Raw genomic sequence first — 6409 nt, forward strand, 5'->3', positions numbered from 1 at the left:
ATTTATTCTCATTTAGAAAAGAGGATTTTTATGATGAAAATCCACTTAAAAATAGTCTCCAAAACTTGCGAGAAATCTACCGCACTTTTGTGCTAAATGAGAAAATGCCAACAGGATTTTAACATTGCATTAGCAATTGTTTTTCAATAATTAGTTTAATAGTTTCAATTACTTACAATCTTAACAAATTGAATTGAGAGTCAATCTCAATACCAAATTTTCCCTTCGATAAAAACAAAAAAATTTATGATCTCAGTCAATAAAACAATCGTTTTACTCTAGTCTGGGTAACTCTGAAGGAGTATCCTTATTTCCAGAGTGGTTATTGTGATGTATTGGTGTAATGCCTTCCACCTACTTTCTGTTTCTATCTATACATACTTTGGGGGAAAATATGAACCGTTTTGTTATAGGTGATCCGAAAGATTGCATTGGATGCAATACCTGTATGGCTGCTTGCAGCGAAGTACACAAAGCTTTTGGATTACAATCCTTTCCGCGGTTACAAGTAATGCGTAACGACGATATTACTGTGCCGATCTTATGTCGTCATTGTGATGATTCACCTTGTGCTACAGTATGCCCTGTGCATGCAATTAAGCACGAAAATGACACTATTCAATTAAACGAAGGTTTGTGTATTGGCTGTAAGCTTTGCGCCATTGCTTGTCCATTCGGGGCGATTACTCAACACGGTAGCGCGCCATTAGACGCACCAAACCACTACGACAGTTTCTCTTTCACTGATGCGGTAAAACGTGATATTCGCACCGCACCGAATAATACTGATGTTCATAATATGCTTGCATGGGAACCAGGTGTAAAAGCTATCGCAGTGAAATGCGACCTTTGCTATTTCCGTGAAGATGGTCCTGCTTGTATTCAAACTTGCCCAACAAAAACTTTATTCTTAATTAGTGATGAGAGTATCGAACAAGCAAATCGCAAAAAACGCGAAATGGCAATGGTGGGTTCTCCTGTCGTGCCAAGATAAAAGTTTATTGTTTGTTTACTCGTTAATCAATGGAGTGAAATTATGAGTTCTTCAATCAGTTTGCTCATCACGTCCTTGTTGATTTATGTCGTTGGTGCGTTTATTTCTCTCGCTGTGCGAAAAAATGAACAACTTTCAATCAATATATCCGGCGTGACCGGTGTACTTGGTGGCTTGTTAGGCATTGTTGCCTGCATTCCCGTGCTTATCAGCAACGATACGGTCGTTGATGTGTTTTCAACCCCTTTCGACTTCGCCCAATTTTCAATCCGCATTGACGGATTAGCTGCGTTTATGGTGTGTGTCATTTCTTTAATGGTTATTATCACCGCACTTTATTCCTTTTCCTATGTGAAAGAATACATTGGTAAAGGCGCTGGCACGATGGGCTTCTTTATGAATTTGTTTATCGCCTCAATGGTTGCCTTAGTCACCAGCGATAACGCTTTCTACTTTTTAGTGTTCTTTGAAATGATGTCTTTGGCATCTTACTTCTTAGTACTAACCGAACAAGATGACAACGCAACCAATGCGGGCTTGTTGTATTTCTTCATTGCTCACGCTGGTTCTGTGTTGATTATGATCGCTTTCTTTATTTTCTATTGCTACGCAGGTAGCTTTGAATTTGAAGCCTTCCGCCACACCGAGCTTTCAATGCCTTTAGCCTTTACGGTATTTATTTTGGCATTTCTTGGTTTCGGTGCAAAAGCAGGGATGATTCCATTGCATAGCTGGTTACCAAAAGCTCACCCAGCTGCGCCTTCTCATGCTTCTGCAATGATGTCTGGTGTGATGGTTAAAATCGGTATCTTCGGGATTATCAAAGTTGGTATTGATCTACTTGGCGCACACAATATGTGGTTTGGTGTGATTGTGCTTGCTTTTGGCGCAGTTTCTTCTGTGCTTGGCGTACTTTATGCCTTAGCAGAACATGACATCAAAAAACTTTTGGCGTATCACACCGTAGAAAACATAGGCATTATTATGATGGGTGTAGGTGTCGGTATGATTGGTATGGCAATCCATAATCCTGTACTTGCTATTGTCGGTTTACTTGGCGGTTTATATCACTTACTTAACCATGCGGTATTCAAAGGCTTATTGTTCTTGGGTGCTGGTTCTGTGATGTACCGTTTACATTCAAAAGATATGGATTTAATGGGCGGACTTGGCAAATTAATGCCATTTACTGCTTTCTGTTTCTTGATTGGTACCATGGCAATTTCTGCATTACCTCCGTTTAATGGTTTTGTGAGTGAATGGTTTACTTATCAATCTTTATTCAGCCTAAGCCAACACAATGATGTGGTATTACGTATCGCTGGTCCTGTTGCAATCATTATGCTTGCCTTAACAGGTGCGCTTGCCGCACTTTGTTTCGTGAAAGTGTATGGTATTAGCTTTGGTGGTGCACCACGCAGCGAAAAAGCAGCACATGCACGTGAAGTGCCAAAACCAATGGTGATTGCAATGGCAATCTTGGCATTATTCTGTGTACTTTTGGGCGTTGGCGCTTCTGTGGTAACTCCAATTATTGCCAATATTGCAACCGCACTTTCTCATAATGAAATGCTTAATTTAGCAGAAAATGGCGTAGTGGTAGCAAGCAATACACCGAATACGGTGCTTTCTACACCAATGGTGAGCATTATGTTGATTGCATTTTTTGTGTTGCCGTTTATGTATTACGCTTATACCAAAGGCAATCGTATGGCAGATCGTGCAAAAGGCAACCCTTGGGCTTGTGGTTATGCTTACGAAATGGATATGGCAGCATCTGCGGGTAGTTTTACTCGTCCGCTTCGTATTATCTTCAAACCACTTTATACCTTGCGTCAAGTGCTTGATCCTGCGCCTGCTGGTGCAAAAGGTATCAATGCATTAATTTCAGGTGCGACCAAAACAGAACCATTCTGGGAAGAAAAAGTAACAATGCCGATTGCGCATTTTATCCCATGGTTAGGTCGTAAAATTCAATGGCTACAACAAGGCGACTTCCGCGTTTATTGCGTGTACTTCGTGATTGCCTTGGTTGTGTTATTACTTTCCATTGCGTTGATGTAGGAGGAAATTATGATTTCATTACCTTCACAAATTTCCACTTCCGCTGGAATGTTCCTTTTAGCCATTGTGCAAGCGTTAATTCTTCTCGCTTTGGCACCACTCTTTTCAGGCATTTCACGGATGATTCGGGCTCGTATTCAATCTCGTCGTGGTCCGGGCTTGTTACAAGATTATCGCGACATTGCTAAATTAATGACGCGTCAAAATATTTGGCCAGATAATGCGGGTTGGGTATCTCGTGTTATGCCTTATGTGTTAATTAGCACAGTCATGGTGGTTGCGATGAGTTTACCCATGTTTACTCATCACTCACCGTTTGGGGCAGGCAGTGATTTAATCACCGTTATTTATTTGTTCGCGTTGTTCCGCTTTTTCTTCTCAATTGCGGGTTTGGATTCTAACAGTACTTTCTCAAGTTTAGGTGCAAGCCGTGAAGTGACATTAGGCGTACTTGTTGAACCAATCTTAATGTTGGCATTCATTGTGATTGCTTTAATTGCAGGTTCTACAAATTTTGCAGTGATTAGCACCGCACTTTCTAGCCAACCTTGGCAATATCCCGTTGCAACAGTAATTGCCTTAGTTGCCGCTGCTTTTGCGATCTTTATTGAAATGGGCAAAATCCCATTTGACTTAGCTGAAGCAGAACAAGAACTTCAAGAAGGCCCACTTACTGAATATTCAGGCCCTTCTTTCGCCTTATTGAAAGTCGGTTTGAGTTTAAAATCAATGGTGGTTGCCTCTATCTTTGTGAGTGTGCTTTTCCCATTCGGTGCAGCACAAGAGTTCACGGTAAGTACGGTCATTTTAGGCATCGTTTCTTTCTTTGTGAAATTACTCGTGGTATTTATCGCCGCATGTGTATTTGAAAACACATTGGCACGTACCCGTTTTATGCTAACAGGACGTTTAACTGTGGTCGGTTTCGGCATTTCAGTGTTGGCGTTTGTGTTTTACTTCACAGGATTGTAAGGAGGAAATATGGAACGTTTAGCACTAATTACAATCATTTTGCCGTTTGTCGGTGCGTTTATTGTGGGGTTGAACAAACAATCTTTCCCAAAAATTGCCACAATTTTTGCCGCACTTGCTACCCTTGGCACACTGGCTGTGGCAGGGCAGTGGTATGCAAATGGCGTACAATCTGTCACCTATGATTTAGTTAAATTTGGTGATACCGCAATCTTCGGCGTGACCTTAGATGCAATGAGCACTTTAATTGCCTTTGCCGTTGTGGGGTTAGGTTTCTTAATTTGCTTATATTCTTGTGGTTATTTAACCGATAAAAACCGTGAACATCCGCATAACGGATTACCTCGTTTTTATGCTTTCTTATTGATCTTCATCGGTGCAATGGCGGGCTTGGTGTATTCATCAACTTTAGCGGGTCAGTTGCTTTTCTTTGAAATCACAGGGGGATGTTCTTGGGCATTAATCAGCTATTATCAAAGCCAAAAAGCAATGGCGGCTGCGATGAAAGCGTTGATTATCACTCACGTAGGTTCATTAGGTTTATATCTTGCCGCGGCTTATTTATTTAGCCAATCTGGCACATTCTCTATCACGGCGTTAGAACATCTTGCGCCAGAAGCGAAAACTATCGTGTTATTTGGCGTGATGTTTGCTGCATGGGGTAAATCAGCGCAACTTCCAATGCAAATTTGGTTACCAAATGCGATGGAAGCGCCAACACCTGTCAGTGCGTATTTGCACGCCGCATCAATGGTAAAAGTGGGCGTCTATATTTTCGCTCGTTCCGTGATGTCTGCTGGTGAAATTCCGCACATTGTGGGTGAGGTGGGAACTGTGATGGCAATGATTACATTGATTTATGGTTTCTTAATGTACTTGCCACAAGCGGATTTAAAACGCTTACTTGCGTATTCAACTATTACTCAACTTTCTTACATTTTCATCGGGCTTTCTCTTGCAGCATTAGGTTCTAAATTAGCTTTTGTTGCAGCGATTGCTTATATCTTTAACCACGCCTTTGCGAAAAGTTTATTCTTCTTAGTTGCAGGTTCATTGAGTTATGCCACAGGCACACGTTCAATGCCTCGTTTACAAGGGATTATGCGCACCATGCCTGTGGTTGGTACTGGATTTGGTATTGCTGCATTGGCTATTGCTGGTGTGCCGCCGTTTAACGGTTTCTTCAGTAAATTCCCATTATTTGCCGCAGGTTTCGATCTTGGACAAGAATATTCATGGGTAACTTGGTTAATGGTGATTGCGTTGATTGAATCTACTGCAACGTTTGTTTGGTTGCTTTATAAATTTGGTCAATGTGTTATCGGTAAACCATCTGAAAACGTGCAAAATGCACAACCATTGCCATTCTCTATGACATTTGTTTTAGTGATTTTAATGGTGATGTCTGTGTGTTCTAGCTTTATCGCTGCCTATTGGTTAGGCCTTGCGGGTTAAGGAGAGAATTATGTTAATGATCAATGTATTAGCGAGTTTGCTCATCATTACATCGCTTTGTGTCATTATGGCAAAAACCGCAAAAAAATCCGCGTTATGCTATGGCTTACAGTCTCTTGTATTGGTGGTGTTATTCGTTTATTTGGCATTTGAAATGCAAGCTCACGAACTTTATATGTGGTCCATTAGTGCATTCATCACGAAAGTATTATTAGTGCCAGGAATTTTAATCTTTTCTTTACGAAAAATTGACGAAAGTCAAACTCCTGCAGGAATGAATGTCGCTTGGTTGATCCCGATCACATCTATCATCGTTTGCTTATGTTACTTTGTTGTCATTCCAGTGAACTTACCGTTAGTTGAACATTTAAAACCAGCGTTGTCAGTATCACTTAGCCACTTCCTTTTAGGTTTAGTGTGTATTGTGAGCCAACGCAATATTGTGAAACAAGTTTTCGGTTATTGTTTAATGGAAAACGGTGCGCATTTAACTTTGGCTTTACTTGCCAACAATGCGCCAGAATTAGTTGAAATCGGCATTGCCACCGATGCGATTTTTGCGGTCATCATTATGGTGGTGTTGGTGAATAAAATTTACCGCACTTTCAACACTGTTGATGCTAAACAACTTATGAGTTTGAAGGGGTAACGCTATGTATGAACAATGGATAATTGCGTTATTAGTCGCACCTTTAGTCATCGCTTTTGAAAGCTTTGCACTACGCGGAACAAAAAATCGGACAGTTTGTACCGCATTCCATATTACCGGGTTAATTTTGATGTTGTTCTTTTCCTTACAAGTCATTTCTGGCGTGTTGGAAAAAGGCAGTATCAGTGCATTTAACAACTGGGTGTATGTTGATAGTCTTTCTGCCATTTTCTTAGGCTTAATTGCTGTCGTGGGTTCACTTGCTGGAGTGTATT

5 protein-coding genes and 1 pseudogene are annotated in these 6409 nt (G+C 40.9%); all 6 read left to right on the forward strand.

Translation table 11 applies throughout. The annotated features are described in order from the left end of the window. Positions 1-394 precede the first annotated feature (394 nt). Positions 395-994 (forward strand): 4Fe-4S dicluster domain-containing protein, encoded by a 600-nt coding sequence (locus AAX18_RS07950; RefSeq protein ID WP_005626073.1) that lies wholly within the window; start codon positions 395-397, stop codon positions 992-994. 42 nt (positions 995-1036) lie between these two features. Next, positions 1037-3058 (forward strand): hydrogenase 4 subunit B, encoded by a 2022-nt coding sequence (hyfB, locus tag AAX18_RS07955; protein WP_005626075.1) that lies wholly within the window; start codon positions 1037-1039, stop codon positions 3056-3058. 9 nt (positions 3059-3067) lie between these two features. Then, entirely contained in the window at positions 3068-4030 is a 963-nt protein-coding gene (locus AAX18_RS07960; RefSeq protein ID WP_046953502.1) for a respiratory chain complex I subunit 1 family protein, read from the forward strand. A gap of 9 nt (positions 4031-4039) precedes the next feature. Then, positions 4040-5485 (forward strand): hydrogenase 4 subunit D, encoded by a 1446-nt coding sequence (locus tag AAX18_RS07965; RefSeq protein ID WP_046953503.1) that lies wholly within the window; start codon positions 4040-4042, stop codon positions 5483-5485. 10 nt (positions 5486-5495) lie between these two features. Continuing rightward, on the forward strand, positions 5496-6134 hold the full coding sequence (gene hyfE / locus AAX18_RS07970) for a hydrogenase 4 membrane subunit (protein ID WP_005626080.1): 639 nt from the start codon (positions 5496-5498) through the stop codon (positions 6132-6134). Positions 6135-6138: 4 nt separating this feature from the next. Next, positions 6139-6409 (forward strand): annotated as a pseudogene (locus AAX18_RS07975) (hydrogenase 4 subunit F); the annotation flags it as partial.

The organism is Haemophilus haemolyticus (genome assembly GCF_001008205.1).
GTDB classification, from domain to species: Bacteria; Pseudomonadota; Gammaproteobacteria; order Enterobacterales; family Pasteurellaceae; genus Haemophilus; species Haemophilus haemolyticus_Q.